The organism is Arthrobacter sp. zg-Y895 (genome assembly GCF_020731025.1).
Lineage (GTDB): Bacteria > Actinomycetota > Actinomycetes > Actinomycetales > Micrococcaceae > Arthrobacter_B.
Genome location: NZ_JAJFZY010000003.1, coordinates 64,919 through 79,801, shown reverse-complemented (window position 1 = coordinate 79,801; position 14,883 = coordinate 64,919). Strand labels below are relative to the sequence as shown.

Genomic DNA, 14,883 nt, shown 5'->3' with positions numbered 1-14,883 from the left:
GGCAGGTCCCGCACCCCCAGGGTGCGGGACCTGCCGCGTTTAACGGCTAGGCCGGGATAGTCGCCGTGCCGGATATTGGCTGTGCGAGACTTAAACAATGGCCAATTCCCCGAGCGGCGAGTCCATGACCAGCCGGATCGTGCGGGTCATCAGTGCCTTCGACGAAACCCACCAGGCCATGCCCATCGCCATGCTGGCCCGCCGCGCCGGGCTGCCGCTGTCCACCGCGCACCGGATCGTGAACGAATTGATGGGGCACGGCTTCCTGCAGCGGGAGGCCGACGGCGGCGTCCGTCTGGGCCTTCGCCTGTGGGAACTGGCCAACCGCAGCTCCGCCGCCCTCGGCCTCAAACAGATTGCCATGCCGTTTATGGAAGACATCCAGGCAGTGGTTCGGCAGCACACCCAGCTGTCCGTGCTGCGCCAGGATGAGGTGCTGTTCATCGAACGCCTCTCCAGCCACGGATCGGTGCTGAACCACGCGAAGGTCGCGGGCCGGCTCCCTGTCCACGTCTCCTCATCGGGGATGGTGATGATGGCCCACTCGCCGCGGCACGTACAGGAGGAGTACCTGGCGCAGCAGAACCCGGATGCCTCCGAGGAAAAGCGGCTGCGTTCTTCCTGGGCAAAAATGCGCCTGGAAGGCAGCGCAAGCCTGCCCGGCGCCGTCGTTCCGGACACCACGGGAATAGCCGTGCCCGTCTTCGGCCCGGGCGGCACGGCCGTGGCCGCCATCGGAGTCGTGGTGCCCACCGGCAGCGAACACATCTCTTCGACCATCCCGGCGCTGATGACTGCTGCCCGCGGAATCTCCCGCGGCCTGGGCGTCCGGGCAGAGGCCGCAGGACCCCACTACCAGCGCTGACCCACCGGCCGGCCATGGCCGGAACCGGCCGTGCCGCGTGGCGCTGCAGGCCGGCGGCGGACTCCCGGGTAATAGTAGTGCCGGGCCGGCAGCACATCCTGCCGGGACCTTCTCCGGCAATTCCGTGCCGGCACCAAACGGAGCGGCACAACGGGGGACAGAGTGGCAAAATCAGGGGCGGGCGTCTGGGCGCTGCCTGCTTTCCGCGGCCTGTGGCTGGCCACCACTGCGGTGCACGCCGGCCGTGATGTTGCCGTGTTTGCCGTGTCTGTGGGAATGATCTCCGTGCTTGGCGCTACGCCGTTCCAAGCCGGGCTGGCCGCACCCCTAAGCAGCGCCGGGCCGCTGCTCTTCGGGCTGGTGGCAGGGGTGGCTGTTGACCGGTGGGGGCAGCGGCGGACCATGCTCGCCATGACCTGGGTCCGTGCAGCAGCCTATGCCTGGGCCGTTGCGTCGTTCTTCCTGGGCTGGCTGGAGGCATGGCAGCTGCTGCTCGTGATCCTGGTGGTCGGGATTGCCGACGTGTTCTTTATGGCCGCCCATACCTCGGTATTGCCGCGGCTGGTGGGACGGCACCGGATCGCCGATGCCGCATCTTCGCTGATGGCCTCCGAGCAGGTGGTGTCCCTGGCCGGTCCGGCGGCCGGCGGGATACTGGTGCGGCTTCTTCCGGCGCCGGCCGTGCTTGCCGTAAGCGCAGCCACACAGCTGGTCGCCGCCGCGGGACTGGCCCGGCTGCCCCCGGACAACCCGGCCCCGCCGAAGACGGATCGGCCGGGCATCCGGGAAGCCGTCGCGACGGGGGTCAGGTTCATCGCCGGCCATCGCGTTCTGCTGGCACTGATCATGACTACCACTACCAACAACTTCGCCGCCGGTCTCTACCAGGCTGCCGAGTCCTGGTTCATCCTTCACGATCTGGCAATGGACCCGGCACTCTTCGGTGCCATCTGGTCCGTCAGCGCCGTCGGCGGAATCGTCGGTGCGGTGCTGGCCCCGCGTATTGGGAAGGCGATCGGCCCGCTCCGCGCCATGCTGCTGGCAGCGCTGATGATGCCGCTGAACTTCGCGCTCGTGCCGCTCACTGCACTGTGGCCGCATCTCGCGGTGCTGAGCATCGGGGTATCGTTCACCCTTTTCGGCCTGGCTCTTGGCCTGATGATGGTGAACAGCTCGGCCCTGACCACTGCACTGATCCCGGATGACCTTCTGGCCCGCGTTTCGTCCACCCGCCGCACCCTCACCCAGGGCTCCGTTGTGCTGGGCGGTGTCCTCGGAGCGGTGCTGCTGGGCTGGATCGGTGCTGTGCCGACCCTCTGGCTGGCCGTGGCCGTGGCATTGGGCCAGTGCGTGTTCCTGCTGCTGATAGGGGTGCCCCGGCGGGGTGCGCTGCTGGCCTCGGAGCTTCCCGCGGAGCCGGAGTCACTGCCCGCCCCCGGACGGTAAACCGGTCCCTAAACCGGACCCGTGAACCGCGCCTGACTATCCGCGGCGCCGGATACCCACCGATTTCCCATTCAATGAGAATCACTTTGCTGCTCCCCGTGTGCCGGCAGTCACACTGGGAGGTAGTGTCCGCTACAAAGTTTTCAAGGGAGTAATAGATGGGTGCAGAGCGCACTATCCTCAAGACGCAGGTCGGCATTGTGGGCGGCGGCCCTGCCGGACTGATGCTTTCGCACCTGCTGTCGAAGTCCGGCATCGACAATATCGTGGTGGAGAAGCGGGACCGCGAGACCATCCGCACCACCCACCGGGCCGGCATCCTGGAGCACGGAAGTGTCCGCATGCTGACCGACACCGGGGTAAGCAACCGGGTGCTTACGGAGGGGTACCGCCACGAGGGCATCGACCTGCGCTTCGGCGGTGAGAGCCACCGGATCGATTTTGAAGACCTGGTGGGGGAGTCCGTGTGGCTGTACCCGCAGAACGAGGTCTTCACGGACCTGGCCGCCGCCCGGGAACGGGACCACGGCGATGTCCGCTACGGAGTCAGCGAAACATCCGTCGCGGACCTGGCGACGGAAACCCCCAAAATCCTGTTCACAGACAGCGACGGCAGGGACTTTGAAATCCATTGTGAAATCCTGGTGGGCTCCGACGGTTCCGGCGGAATCTGCAAGCGCTCCATCCCCAAGGAAGCGCGCACGGATAACTTCATCGAATACCCCTTCGCCTGGTTCGGTATCCTCACCAAGGCCGCACCCAGTGCCCCGGAACTGATCTATGCCAATTCCGACCGCGGCTTTGCCCTGATCAGCCAGCGCAACGACTCCGTCCAGCGGATGTACTTCCAGTGTGATCCGAACGAGGACGCGGACGCGTGGAGCGAGGACCGCATCTGGGATGAACTCCAGGCGCGGGTGGACGGCCCGGACGGCTTCGAGCTGACGCGGGGCCCCATCTTCGAAAAGACCGTCCTGAAGTTCCGCAGCTATGTGTGTGAACCCCTGCGGTACGGCAACCTGTTCCTGGCGGGCGACGCCGGACACACGGTTCCGCCCACCGGCGCCAAGGGCCTCAACCTTGCCCTGGCCGACGTGAAGGTACTGTTCGAGGCCATTGACTCGTTCTACGCCACCAAGTCCCCTGACCTGCTGGACGGGTACAGTGACAAGGCACTCGAGCGGGTCTGGCGCGCGCAGAACTTCTCCTATTGGATGACGTCGATGCTGCACACCCGGGCGGACGCCAGCCCCTTCGAACGCAAGCGTGCGCTGGGAGAGCTCAGCGGCGTCGTCTCCTCCCGGCACGGCAGCGCCTACCTGGCCGAGGCCTACACGGGCTGGCCGCACGACTAGCGTTCGCATAACGAACATCTGTACATCCAACGAACAGGCGGTGTAACGTGGTCTCGACCACGTGGATGCTTGGAAAGCCGGAGCGCAAGGGTGCGCTTCATTGAAAGGAAAACCCATGGAAATGGAAGAGAACCTTTTCTCGAACAGCCATGTCATCGAGAAGCTGGACGCAGCCGAGGCCTCACAGGACCAGATCTCCGCTGAAATCGCCGCGGTCCACGCCGAGTACTCCAAGGGGGTGGACGACGGCGCCGCAGAGGAAACCCAGCCCCGCATCGATTTCACTCCCTACCGCAGTTCGCTCCTGCGCCACCCCACCAAGGATCCGCACCACGTGGACCCCGAAACCATCGAGCTGTGGTCCCCGGCATTCGGCCACCAGGACGTCCACGCGCTCGAGAGCGACCTGACCATCCAGCACAACGGCGAACCGATGGGGGAGCGGATCATCGTCCGCGGACGCATCCTCGACGGCGACGGGCACCCCGTCCGCAACCAGCTGGTGGAAATCTGGCAGGCCAACTCCGCCGGCCGCTACATCCACAAGCGCGACCAGCACCCGGCCCCGCTGGACCCGAACTTCACCGGCGTCGGCCGCTGCATCACCACCGACGACGGTTCCTACGAGTTCACCACCATCAAGCCCGGTCCGTACCCGTGGAAGAACCACTACAACGCCTGGCGGCCGGCGCACATCCACTTCTCACTCTTCGGCACCGACTTCACCCAGCGCATGATCACCCAGATGTACTTCCCCGGGGATCCGCTTTTCGCGCTGGATCCGATCTACCAGTCGATTACGGACTCCAAGGCGCGCGACCGCCTCGTGGCCACGTACGACCACAACATCACCTCGCATGAGTGGGCCACCGGCTACAACTGGGACATCGTGCTCACCGGCAGCAACCGCACCTGGATGGAAGACGAGGACGCAGAGTAATGAACGAGCAGAAGCTAACCGCCACGCCCGGGCAAACCATCGGCCCGTTCTACGGCTACGCCCTCCCCTTCGAGAAGGACAACCAGCTGCTGTCCCCGGGCATGCCCGGCAGCGTCCGCCTCCAGGGCACCGTGACCGACGGCGCCGGAGACACCATTCCGGATGCCCTGCTGGAAATCTGGCAGGCCGACGCCGACGGCAATATCCCCCAGCGGACCGGATCCCTGGTCCGTGACGGCTACACCTTCACCGGCTGGGGCCGCACCGCCGTCGACAATGCCGGCAACTACACCTTCACCACGGTCAACCCGGGCCCTACGGAAGAGGGATCGGCCCCCTTCATTTCCGTCGTCATCTTCGCCCGCGGCCTGCTCAACAAGCTGCACACCCGGATGTACCTGCCGGACGACGAAGAGGCCCTGGCCCGCGACGCCCTGCTGTCCTCACTGCCCGAGGAACGCCGGCGCACCCTGATCGCCACCCGCGAAGCAGACGGCGGACTCCGCTGGAACATCTGCCTGCAGGGCGAAGGCGAAACCGTCTTCCTCACCTACCCCGGGGCGTAACCGGTGGGTGCAGCGGACAGCGCGGACTACGGGCTGCTCTCCCCGGCCTGGGCGGGTACCCGGGTCGCGGAACTGACCGGGGACCGACAGCTGCTCCAGGCCCTCCTGGACGTGGAGCTCGAATGGGTGCGCGTGCTGGCCTCCGCCGGCCTGGCCGATCCGGAAGCACCCGCCGCGGTGGCCGCCGTCAGCGACGCTTCCCGGTACGACGCCGCGTCCCTGGCCGAGCGGGCGCAGGGCGGCGGCAATCCCGTGATTCCGCTGCTGGCCGACCTCCGGGCCCAGGCACGGGAATCTTCGCCCAAGGCCGCGGCCGCCATCCACCGCGGCGCCACCAGCCAGGACATCATGGACACCGCCCTGATGCTGCTGGCCCGCCGCGCCCTGGACGCCATCATCGCGGATGCCGACCGGGCCGCCGCTGCCCTGGGTGCCACCGCCCGGCGCCACGCAGCGACCCTGTGCGTGGCCCGGACCCTGACCCAGCACTCGCTGCCCTCCACCTTCGGCCTGCGCGCCGCCCAGTGGCTGCACGGGGTGGGCAGCGCCGCGCAGGGACTGCGTACCGCCGCCGGCAACCTCCAGCTGCAGTGGGGCGGCGCCTCCGGAACCCTTGCAGCAGTTTCCCTGGCCGCCGGCTCCGCTGCCCCCGGAGCGGAGCGCATCACCGCCTTCGACCTCACCGCACGCCTGGCACGCGGCCTCGGCCTGGCCGAGCCCCTGGCACCCTGGCAGACCAACCGGCTGCCGGTGACCGCCCTCGGCGCTGCACTGCAGGACTTCACCGCCGCGGCTGGAAAGGTTGCCAACGACGTCCTGCTGCTCAGCCGGCCGGAAATCGGCGAGGTCTCCGAACCCCGCGCCGCCGGCCGCGGAGGATCCTCCGCCATGCCGCAGAAGCAGAACCCCGTCCTGTCCGTCCTGATCCGCAGTGCGGCCCTGGCCGCACCCGGCTACGGAATGCAGCTGAACGCCGCTGCCGCAGCCGCGGACGATGAGCGGCCCAGCGGCTCCTGGCACGTGGAATGGCAGGCCCTGCGCTCCCTGCTGCGCCTCGCCGGGGGAGCAGCTGCCAAGCTGGCCGAACTGGCCGAGGGCCTGCAGGTCTCCACGGACGCGCTTGCCCGCAACCTGGAATCCGCCGGGCCGCTTGTGGTCAGCGAGAAAATCATGGCCGTGGCCGCCCCGCTGCTCGACGACGGCGTGCCCGGACGCGGCAAGGAAATCATCGCCGACACCGTGGCCCGCTCGCTGTCCTCCGGCGAGCCCTTCGAAGAGCTGCTGCGCGCAGCGGTCCCCCCGGAAGTCCTTTCCGATACGGAACTCAAGAGCATCCTCGACCCCGCCGAATACCTAGGGGAGGCCACCGCCCTCATTGAGCGGATCACCGCGGCCTACCCCGGAAAGCCCTCAGCATGAGCATCCCCGCCATCAAGGCCTCCCGCCTTTCCAACGCCGGCCCCGCCGCACCCGTCCTGATCGCCGGCCCGTCGCTGGGCACTGCGTCCATGCCGTTGTGGAGCCGGGCCGCGGCCGCCCTGGACACCTTCACGGTCATCGCCTGGGACCTGCCCGGCCACGGTGCCAGCCCCGCTGCAGGGGAATCCTTCAGCATCGCGGACCTGGCCGCCGCCGTCGCGGCGATGGTCACCGCAGCCCGCAACGCCGGAGACATTCCCGCAGATGTCCCGGTCTTCTACGCCGGGGTATCGCTGGGCGGCGCCGTCGGACTCCAGCTCGGCCTGGACCACGGGTCGCTGTTCGACGGCGTGGCCGTCCTCTGCTCCGGTGCCAAGATCGGCGAAACCGGAGCCTGGGAGGAACGCGCGGAAACGGTGCGCCTCCAGGGCACGCCCACCCAGGTGGTCGGCTCGGGACAGCGCTGGTTCGCCCCGGGCTTTATGGACCGGGAGCCCGCTGCCGCTGCCGCCCTGCTCCACTCGCTGCAGGACGCGGACCGCTTCTCCTACGCCCTCTGCTGCCGGGCACTGGCGACCTTCGATGTCCGGGGACGGCTGCCGGACATCACGGTCCCCGTGCTCGCGGTAGCCGGTGCCGACGACGTCGTCACGCCGCCGTCGTTCGCGCAGCTCATTGCCGACCGGGTGGCCAACGGAACCGCCGCCGTCGTTGACGACGCCGCGCACCTGGTCCCGGTGGAGCAGCCGGCCGTAACCGCAGAACTGCTGAAGGACTTCTTCGGCGCCCAGTACCTCGAAGGGAAATGACGCAGTGATCGCAGATGCCAACAAGAGCCGGCAGGACGTGTACAACGAGGGCATGGCGGTACGCCGCGAAGTCCTCGGCGCCGAGCATGTGGACCGCGCCAACGCGGGCAAGGACGAGTTCACCACCGACTTCCAGGACCTGATCACCCAGTACGCCTGGGGCACCATCTGGACCCGTCCGGGCCTGCCGCGCACCATGCGCAGCGCCATCACCCTGACGGCACTGATAGCGCACGGCCACCTGGAGGAGTTCGCCATGCACGTCCGGGCAGCGCTGCGCAACGGCCTGGACCGCGACGAGATCAAGGAGATCGTGCTGCAGTCCGCCATCTACTGCGGCGTCCCCTCCGCCAACTCCGCCTTCAAGGTGGCCCAGGGCGTCTTCCGCGAGATTGACGCCGCGGCCTGAGCCGGCGGCAGCCCTTCCCCATCCCGGCCCTTCCCCCTCTTCCAGTTTTCGCTTTCCAGTTCAAGGAGCACCCGTGAACCAGGCCTACATCTACGACGCAGTCCGCACCCCCTTCGGCAAATTCGGCGGAGCCCTCGCCGGCGTCCGCCCGGACGACCTGGCCGCCCAGGTCCTGGAGGCCTCCGTGTCCCGGGCCCCCGGCCTTGACCCCGAGCGGATCGACGAAGTGGTCTTCGGCAACGCCAACGGTGCCGGCGAGGAAAACCGCAATGTTGCCCGGATGGCCACGCTGCTGGCCGGCCTGCCCACCTCGATCCCGGGCACCACGGTCAACCGCCTCTGCGGCTCGTCCCTCGACGCAGCACTGATCGCCTCGCGGCAGATCAACACCGGTGAAGCGGACCTGATGCTGATCGGCGGCGTCGAGTCCATGAGCCGTGCCCCCTGGGTGCTGCCCAAGAACGAGAAGCCCTATCCCGCCGGAGATCAGACCCTGGCCTCCACCACGCTGGGCTGGCGGTTGGTCAACCCGGCCATGCCGAAGGAATGGACTGTCTCCCTGGGGGAGGCCACCGAGCAGCTGCGCGAGAAGTACGGCATCACCCGGGAACGCCAGGATGAGTTCGCCGCAGCCTCGCACGCCCTCGCCGCAAAGGCGTGGGATGAGGGCAAATACGCGAACCTGACCGTCGCCGTCGACGGCGTGGACCTGGACCGGGACGAGAGCATCCGCGCCGGTTCCACGGTCGAGAAGCTCGCCACGCTGCGCACCGTTTTCCGGCCGGCGTCGGAGGACGTCTCCGGCGGCACCGTCACCGCCGGCAACGCTTCCCCCCTGAACGACGGCGCCTCCGCGGCCTGGCTGGGCAGCGAAAACGCCGCCGGCATCCTGGGCCTGGACCCGCTGGCCCGGATCGCCGGCCGCGGCGCTGCCGCCAACGAGCCGCAGTACTTCGGTTACGCTCCGGTGGAAGCGGCCAACACGGCGCTGAAGCGTGCCGGCATCAGCTGGAGCGACGTCGGCGCCATTGAACTCAACGAGGCCTTCGCAGCCCAGTCCCTGGCCTGCCTGGACGGCTGGGATGTGGACCCGGCCATCGTCAACGCCTGGGGCGGCGCTGTCGCCATCGGACACCCGCTCGGCGCTTCCGGCACCCGCATCCTCGGCACCCTGGCCCGCCGGCTGCAGGAGTCGGGGGAGCGCTGGGGCGTGGCCGCAATCTGCATCGGCGTGGGCCAGGGCCTCGCCGTCGTGCTCGAAAACGCCAACTGAGAATCCAGTTCCCGAAGACGTAAGGAAAAACCGTGCTCAACATTGTGCAGGACGTTGATGAGGCCGTTGCGCCCATCCACGACGGCGCCACCGTCATGATCGGCGGGTTCGGCCAGGCCGGACAGCCCGTGGAGCTCATCGAGGCGCTGCTGCGCCAGGGTGCCAGGGATCTGACCGTGGTCAACAACAACGCCGGCAACGGAGAACAGGGCCTGGCCGCCCTGATCGGTGCCGGCCGGGTGAAGAAGATCATCTGCTCCTTCCCGCGCCAGTCCGACTCGCAGATCTTCGACGCGAAGTACCGCGCCGGGGAGATTGAACTGGAACTGGTACCCCAGGGCAACCTCGCGGAACGCATCCGCGCCGCCGGTGCAGGCATCGGCGGGTTCTTTACTCCCACCGCCTACGGCACCCCGCTGGCCGAAGGCAAGGAAACCCGGATGATCGACGGCCGCGGCTACGTCTTCGAAACTCCGCTGCACGCCGACTTCGCACTGGTGAAGGCACTGCGGGCCGATAAGGCAGGGAACCTGGTCTACCGGAAGACCGCCCGGAACTTCGGACCGATCATGGCCGCCGCCGCGAAGACCGCAATCGTGCAGGTCCGCGAGATCGTGGACATAGGAGAAATGGACCCCGAAGTCGTGGTCACCCCGGGAATCTACGTCAACACCCTGGTCCGCGTGGACCGGGAGAAAGCGCCGGCTGCAGCATGAGCAACCAGACCGAAAAACTGGGCAAGAACGACCTCGCTGCGCTGGTGGCGGCCGATATTGCCCCGGGGTCCTTCGTGAACCTTGGCATCGGCCAGCCCACCCTGGTCTCCAACTACCTGCAGCCGGAACAGCACATCACCCTGCATACCGAAAACGGGATGCTGGGCATGGGCCCCGAAGCCTCCGGGGACGAGGTGGACCCGGACCTGATCAATGCCGGGAAGATTCCGGTGACCGAACTGCCGGGCGCCGCCTACTTCCACCATGCCGATTCCTTCGCGATCATGCGCGGCGGGCACCTGGACGTCTGTGTCCTGGGTGCCTTCCAGGTCTCCGCCTCCGGGGACCTGGCCAACTGGCATACCGGCGCTCCCGACGCCATTCCCGCAGTGGGCGGCGCCATGGACCTGGCCACCGGCGCCAAGGACGTCTACGTCATGATGTCGCTGTTCACCAAGGACGGCCTCAGTAAGCTGGTGAAGGAATGCAGCTACCCGCTCACCGGCGTCGGATGCGTTACCCGCGTCTACACTAATGAAGCGGTCTTCCTGCTGAAGGAAGACGGCGTCCACGTCCGCGACACCTTCGGAACCACGTTCGAGGAACTGGCGGCAAAGATGGACATCCCGCTGATCCGCGCCGCGGCCAACAGCCAGCAGTAACCGACAACATAGGGGACACGTGAGCGAGACGGCATCGGCCAGCGACCAGTTCGTACAGTCGCTGGCCCGCGGCCTCACGGTGATCCGGGCCTTCGACGCCGACAACGTGCAGATGACCCTGAGCGAGGTTTCCCGCCGGACCGGACTGACCCGGGCCACCGCCCGCCGCTTCCTGCTTACCCTCGTGGAACTCGGCTACGTGCGCACCGACGGGCGGACTTTCGAACTGACCGCCCTGGTCCTGCAGCTGGGTTACTCCTACCTGTCCGGCCAGTCCCTTCCCCAGCTTGCGCAGCCGGTACTGGAGGACCTGTCCAGGGAAATCTCGGAATCGACGTCGGCGTCGGTGCTCGACGGCGACGAGATCGTCTACATCGCCCGGATCCATACCCGGCGGCTGATGACAGTCGGGATCAGCGTTGGGACCCGGTTCCCGGCCTACGCCACCTCCATGGGCAGGGTCCTGCTGGCGGGGCTCCCCGAGGACCGGTTCGACGATTACCTGTCCAAAGCCAGCCTGAGTCCCCTGACGGAGCGCACGGTCACGGACCCGGACCGCCTGCGCACCCTCGTGGCGCGGGCACGGGAACAGGGCTGGGCCGTCGTGGACCAGGAACTGGAACTCGGGCTGCGCTCCGTGGCCGTTCCCGTCCTGGACCCGCGGGGGAACGTGGTCGCCGCCCTGAACACGTCCATGCAGGCCACCATGGGGCTTACTCTGGAAGAGGCAGCCGCACGCGTGCTGCCGCACCTGCAGCAGGCTTCGGCCACGATTACCGCGGCCCTGAGTGCCCGCAGCTAGTGACGCTGCTCGCACTTTCCGCCGGGAGTCGTTAAGTCTGCTAGACTGAAAACCAATTGTTTGTGTGGCAGTGGATGAAGGCCGCTCGCGTGCCCTCCGTGGAGAGATACTCGGAGGAATGCATTCCGTAAGGAATGGGCGGGCCTGTTTCCGGGTTGCGGGGTCCTTGCGCAACGAATGCCACACTTTTGCACGCCTACGGTCGCTTTCGGCGAGAACATCGGAACTTCTCGGGGCATTGCGGCAACGACTTGAAGCGCGCCGCCCCTTTAGTTGGTTTCAGCCGGCAGCGGGGCGGGGCAACCAGAGAATTATCTCGAGAAAAAACGGAGAACACGAAAGTGCCTACGATTCAGCAGCTGGTCCGCAAGGGCCGCTCACCCAAGGTCTCCAAGACCAAGGCTCCTGCCCTCAAGGGCAGCCCGATGCGCCGTGGTGTCTGCACCCGCGTTTACACCACCACCCCGAAGAAGCCGAACTCGGCTCTGCGTAAGGTTGCACGTGTCCGCCTCAACGGCGGCATCGAAGTAACCGCTTACATCCCCGGTGTGGGTCACAACCTTCAGGAACACTCCATCGTGCTGGTGCGCGGCGGTCGTGTGAAGGACCTTCCCGGTGTCCGCTACAAGATTGTCCGCGGTGCCCTCGATACCCAGGGTGTCAAGAACCGCAAGCAGGCTCGCAGCCGCTACGGCGCGAAGATGGAGAAGAAGTAATATGCCCCGCAAGGGTCCGGCCCCCAAGCGGCCGCTCGTACTGGATCCCGTCTACGGCTCCCCGCTGGTCACGCAGCTGATCAACAAGGTTCTGGTAGACGGCAAGAAGTCCACCGCAGAGCGCATCGTTTACGGTGCACTTGCAGGCGCTCAGGAGAAGACCGGACAGGATCCGGTTGCAGCCCTGAAGAAGGCCATGGACAACATCAAGCCGAGCCTTGAGGTCAAGTCCCGCCGCGTTGGCGGCGCTACTTACCAGGTTCCGGTCGAGGTCAAGCCGGGCCGTGCAACTGCACTGGCCCTGCGCTGGCTGGTCGGCTACTCCAAGGCCCGCCGCGAAAAGACGATGACTGAGCGTCTGCGCAACGAAATCCTGGACGCTTCCAACGGTCTTGGTGCAGCTGTGAAGCGCCGCGAGGACACCCACAAGATGGCCGAGTCCAACAAGGCCTTCGCCCACTACCGCTGGTAATACGCCAAGCTGACGGCAGCCGCTGACGGCCCTGTGGCCCGCATTTGCGGGCCGCAGGGCTTCAGCCGGATAAGCGCCGTTGACGGAAGCAACCAAAAAAGGGAGAAACCGTGGCACTTGACGTGCTTACCGACCTGAATAAGGTCCGCAACATCGGCATCATGGCCCACATCGATGCCGGCAAGACAACTACCACTGAGCGCATCCTGTTCTACACGGGTGTCAACCACAAGATCGGCGAGACCCACGACGGTGCGTCCACGATGGACTGGATGGCACAGGAGCAGGAGCGGGGCATCACCATCACCTCCGCAGCTACCACGTGCTACTGGGACAACAACCAGATCAACATCATCGACACCCCGGGTCACGTTGACTTCACTGTCGAGGTTGAGCGGTCCCTGCGCGTCCTCGACGGCGCCGTTGCTGTCTTCGACGGCAAGGAAGGCGTTGAGCCGCAGTCCGAGACTGTCTGGCGCCAGGCCGACAAGTACGACGTTCCGCGTATCTGCTTCGTCAACAAGATGGACAAGCTGGGCGCTGACTTCTACTTCACCGTAGACACGATCATCAACCGCCTCGGCGCCAAGCCGCTGGTCCTCCAGCTGCCGATCGGCTCCGAAAGCGAATTCGAAGGCGTCGTTGACCTCCTCGAAATGCGTGCACTCACCTGGCGCGGCGACGCCAAGGGTGACGTGACCATGGGTGCCAAGTACGAAATCGAACCGATCCCCGCAGAACTGCAGGAAAAGGCCGAAGAGTACCGCGCACAGCTCGTCGAGACCGTTGCTGAAGCCAGCGACGAACTGATGAACAAGTACCTTGAAGGCGAAGAGATCAGCATTCCCGAGCTGAAGGCCGGCATTCGTAAGCTGACCATCAACTCCGATGTCTACCCGGTTCTGTGTGGCTCTGCCTTCAAGAACCGCGGTGTGCAGCCGATGCTGGACGCCGTCGTCGACTACCTGCCCAGCCCGCTTGACGTCCCGAACATCAAGGGCCACGACATCCGCGACGAAGAGGTCATCCTCGAACGTGCCGCTGATGCCAAGGCTCCGTTCTCGGCTCTGGCATTCAAGGTTGTGACGCACCCGTTCTTCGGCCGTCTGACCTACATCCGCGTGTACTCCGGCCACGCTGCTTCCGGCGCCCAGGTCATGAACGCGACCAAGCAGAAGAAGGAGCGCATCGGAAAGCTCTTCCAGATGCACGCCAACAAGGAAAACCCGGTCGAGGAAATCACGACGGGCCACATTTACGCCGCCATCGGCCTGAAGGACACCACCACGGGCGATACCCTGTGCGACCTTCAGGAGCCGATCGTGCTGGAATCCATGAGCTTCCCGGAGCCCGTGATTTCCGTGGCCATCGAGCCGAAGACCAAGGGTGACCAGGAGAAGCTCTCCACGGCCATCCAGAAGCTCTCCGAAGAGGATCCGACCTTCCAGGTCTCCCTCGACGAAGACACCGGCCAGACCATCATCGCCGGCATGGGCGAGCTCCACCTGGACATCCTGGTGGACCGCATGCGCCGCGAGTTCCGCGTCGAGGCAAACGTGGGCAAGCCCCAGGTTGCCTACCGCGAAACGATCCGCCGTGCAGTCGCCAAGCACGACTACACGCACAAGAAGCAGACCGGTGGTTCGGGTCAGTTCGCTAAGATCCAGATCGCCATCGAGCCGCTGGATACGTCCGACGGCACGTTCTACGAATTCGAGAACAAGGTCACCGGTGGTCGCGTTCCGCGCGAATACATCCCCAGCGTTGACCAGGGTATCCAGAGCGCGCTTACTGACGGTGTGCTCGCCGGTTACCCGGTTGTCGGCATCAAGGCCACGCTGCTTGACGGCGCGTACCACGACGTCGACTCCTCGGAAATGGCGTTCAAGATTGCTGGACGGCAGGCTTTCAAGGAAGCCGCACGTATGGCAAGCCCTGTCCTGCTTGAACCGCTGATGGATGTTGAAGTCCGCACCCCTGAGGAATACATGGGTGAAGTTATCGGTGACATCAACTCCCGTCGCGGCCAGATGCAGTCCATGGAAGATGCAGCCGGCGTAAAGGTCATCCGGGCGCACGTCCCGCTGTCCGGCATGTTCGGCTACATCGGCGACCTGCGGTCGAAGACCCAGGGCCGCGCCGTATACTCCATGTCCTTCAACAGCTACGCCGAGGTCCCGAAGGCAGTTGCCGACGAGATCATCCAGAAGACGCGCGGCGAGTAAAACTTGGAGGGTGGACCGGTTCACGCCGGGCCACCCACCGTGTGCGGCTGGTCCGGGCTTCGGCCCGGACCGGGCGCATAGCCAGACTGAGCGGCCTTGCGAGGCTGCTGCGGAAATCGGCAATTTCATCAAATAAACAGCCCCAAGTAGACTTACATCAGTTTCAGTTGCGAAAAGCGCGGCTGGAGATTGAGTCTTCTAACTCTCT

The 14,883-nt window shown here is 66.1% G+C and carries 15 protein-coding genes; all 15 read left to right on the top strand.

Going from position 1 to position 14,883, the window contains the following annotated elements; translation table 11 throughout:
* The first annotated feature begins 97 nt into the window (after positions 1–97).
* The 15 genes from LJ760_RS02060 to fusA all read left to right on the top strand — a co-directional run bounded on the left by LJ760_RS02060 (position 98) and on the right by fusA (position 14,675).
* Complete coding sequence (locus tag LJ760_RS02060) at positions 98–865, top strand: IclR family transcriptional regulator (RefSeq protein WP_227918766.1); 768 nt, start codon at positions 98–100, stop codon at positions 863–865.
* A gap of 162 nt (positions 866–1,027) precedes the next feature.
* Positions 1,028–2,311 (top strand): MFS transporter, encoded by a 1,284-nt coding sequence (locus tag LJ760_RS02055; protein WP_227918765.1) that lies wholly within the window; start codon positions 1,028–1,030, stop codon positions 2,309–2,311.
* A 158-nt stretch (positions 2,312–2,469) separates the two neighbouring features.
* Positions 2,470–3,666 (top strand): 4-hydroxybenzoate 3-monooxygenase, encoded by a 1,197-nt coding sequence (locus LJ760_RS02050; protein WP_227918764.1) that lies wholly within the window; start codon positions 2,470–2,472, stop codon positions 3,664–3,666.
* A 121-nt stretch (positions 3,667–3,787) separates the two neighbouring features.
* Positions 3,788–4,606, top strand: coding sequence for a protocatechuate 3,4-dioxygenase subunit beta (gene pcaH / locus LJ760_RS02045; RefSeq protein WP_227918763.1), 819 nt, complete (start codon positions 3,788–3,790; stop codon positions 4,604–4,606).
* Positions 4,606–5,172, top strand: a complete 567-nt coding sequence (gene pcaG, locus LJ760_RS02040; protein WP_227918762.1) for a protocatechuate 3,4-dioxygenase subunit alpha — start codon at positions 4,606–4,608, stop codon at positions 5,170–5,172. The genes pcaH and pcaG overlap by 1 nt, the downstream gene beginning before the upstream one ends.
* Before the next feature lie 3 nt (positions 5,173–5,175).
* Entirely contained in the window at positions 5,176–6,591 is a 1,416-nt protein-coding gene (locus LJ760_RS02035; protein ID WP_227918761.1) for a lyase family protein, read from the top strand.
* The gene (locus LJ760_RS02030; RefSeq protein WP_227918760.1) at positions 6,588–7,400 is read left to right on the top strand and encodes an alpha/beta fold hydrolase; all 813 of its coding nucleotides are present in this window, start codon (positions 6,588–6,590) and stop codon (positions 7,398–7,400) included. The genes LJ760_RS02035 and LJ760_RS02030 overlap by 4 nt, the downstream gene beginning before the upstream one ends.
* A 52-nt stretch (positions 7,401–7,452) precedes the next feature.
* Positions 7,453–7,809 carry a 4-carboxymuconolactone decarboxylase gene (gene pcaC / locus LJ760_RS02025; RefSeq protein WP_146361690.1) on the top strand — a complete coding sequence of 119 codons (357 nt, stop codon included), beginning with the start codon at positions 7,453–7,455 and terminating at the stop codon, positions 7,807–7,809.
* Positions 7,810–7,882: 73 nt separating this feature from the next.
* Positions 7,883–9,082, top strand: coding sequence for a thiolase family protein (locus LJ760_RS02020; RefSeq protein WP_227918755.1), 1,200 nt, complete (start codon positions 7,883–7,885; stop codon positions 9,080–9,082).
* A 32-nt stretch (positions 9,083–9,114) separates the two neighbouring features.
* Positions 9,115–9,798: a 3-oxoacid CoA-transferase subunit A gene (locus LJ760_RS02015; protein WP_227918754.1), complete on the top strand. Its 684-nt coding sequence runs from the start codon at positions 9,115–9,117 to the stop codon at positions 9,796–9,798.
* A complete protein-coding gene (locus tag LJ760_RS02010) occupies positions 9,795–10,460 on the top strand; it encodes a 3-oxoacid CoA-transferase subunit B (protein WP_227918752.1) in 666 nt (221 codons plus the stop codon). The genes LJ760_RS02015 and LJ760_RS02010 overlap by 4 nt, the downstream gene beginning before the upstream one ends.
* Positions 10,461–10,479: 19 nt before the next feature.
* A complete protein-coding gene (locus LJ760_RS02005) occupies positions 10,480–11,262 on the top strand; it encodes an IclR family transcriptional regulator domain-containing protein (protein WP_227918749.1) in 783 nt (260 codons plus the stop codon).
* Between the two features lie 341 nt (positions 11,263–11,603).
* Positions 11,604–11,978, top strand: coding sequence for a 30S ribosomal protein S12 (gene rpsL / locus LJ760_RS02000; protein ID WP_146361060.1), 375 nt, complete (start codon positions 11,604–11,606; stop codon positions 11,976–11,978).
* Position 11,979: 1 nt separating this feature from the next.
* Positions 11,980–12,450 carry a 30S ribosomal protein S7 gene (gene rpsG, locus LJ760_RS01995; protein WP_146361062.1) on the top strand — a complete coding sequence of 157 codons (471 nt, stop codon included), beginning with the start codon at positions 11,980–11,982 and terminating at the stop codon, positions 12,448–12,450.
* Between the two features lie 110 nt (positions 12,451–12,560).
* Positions 12,561–14,675 (top strand): elongation factor G, encoded by a 2,115-nt coding sequence (gene fusA, locus LJ760_RS01990; RefSeq protein WP_227918748.1) that lies wholly within the window; start codon positions 12,561–12,563, stop codon positions 14,673–14,675.
* Positions 14,676–14,883 lie beyond the last annotated feature (208 nt).

Bases quoted from the DNA above. Each gene is read 5' to 3' on its own strand.
- LJ760_RS02060 (WP_227918766.1), top strand. From the start codon at position 98: ATGGCCAATTCCCCGAGCGGCGAGTCCATGACCAGCCGGATCGTGCGG.
- LJ760_RS02050 (WP_227918764.1), top strand. From the start codon at position 2,470: ATGGGTGCAGAGCGCACTATCCTCAAGACGCAGGTCGGCATTGTGGGC.
- pcaH (WP_227918763.1), top strand. From the start codon at position 3,788: ATGGAAGAGAACCTTTTCTCGAACAGCCATGTCATCGAGAAGCTGGAC.
- pcaG (WP_227918762.1), top strand. From the start codon at position 4,606: ATGAACGAGCAGAAGCTAACCGCCACGCCCGGGCAAACCATCGGCCCG.
- LJ760_RS02030 (WP_227918760.1), top strand. From the start codon at position 6,588: ATGAGCATCCCCGCCATCAAGGCCTCCCGCCTTTCCAACGCCGGCCCC.
- pcaC (WP_146361690.1), top strand. From the start codon at position 7,453: ATGGCGGTACGCCGCGAAGTCCTCGGCGCCGAGCATGTGGACCGCGCC.
- LJ760_RS02010 (WP_227918752.1), top strand. From the start codon at position 9,795: ATGAGCAACCAGACCGAAAAACTGGGCAAGAACGACCTCGCTGCGCTG.
- rpsG (WP_146361062.1), top strand. From the start codon at position 11,980: ATGCCCCGCAAGGGTCCGGCCCCCAAGCGGCCGCTCGTACTGGATCCC.